1 tRNA gene is annotated in these 559 nt (G+C 48.5%); it reads left to right on the forward strand.

The features are described 5' to 3' along the window. Positions 1–3: 3 nt before the first annotated feature. Positions 4–80 (forward strand) — tRNA-Asp (locus VJL_RS27260). The last annotated feature ends 479 nt before the right edge of the window (positions 81–559 follow it).

Below are 559 nucleotides of genomic sequence, written 5' to 3' on the forward strand. Positions count from 1 at the left end.
TGCGGAGCGGTAGTTCAGTTGGTTAGAATACCGGCCTGTCACGCCGGGGGTCGCGGGTTCGAGTCCCGTCCGCTCCGCCACTTATTTAAAAACCCAGTCTTCGGACTGGGTTTTGTCGTTTTAAAGCTCAAAAATGTTCCCTTTCAGGGAATGAGTCCCGGTTGCCCGCAACCCCGAACTAGGCGTCCCCGCCGACTCGCCACTTATTCCAGACCTCAGCAGAAATGCTGAGGTCTTTTTGTATTTGCGATGTTATTTTGGTCTACGACCAATGAGTCCTGCTCGTGTGTGAGTCCAATTACGAGCAAGCCCAGCCATTCCACCACTTATTTAGAAACCCAGTCTTCGGACTGGTTTTTGCGTTTTAGGGAATATGATTTTCGTTTATGGGAAAGTAAGGCTCGCAAGGTTTTGTCTGTAGCCTACAAGCCCAACTATTTATTCAGATATATGCCCCTAGTCTATCCACCCTGAGCTATGCTGATTTCTGGTGTATGGAAGAGAAAGGAAGTTGCGGTGTAATCTGTTGATGCAGTTCTCCCCAGAACGATTAACAGAA

Origin of the sequence: Vibrio jasicida CAIM 1864 = LMG 25398 (assembly GCF_000400365.1) — a bacterium.
Classification (GTDB): domain Bacteria; phylum Pseudomonadota; class Gammaproteobacteria; order Enterobacterales; family Vibrionaceae; genus Vibrio; species Vibrio jasicida.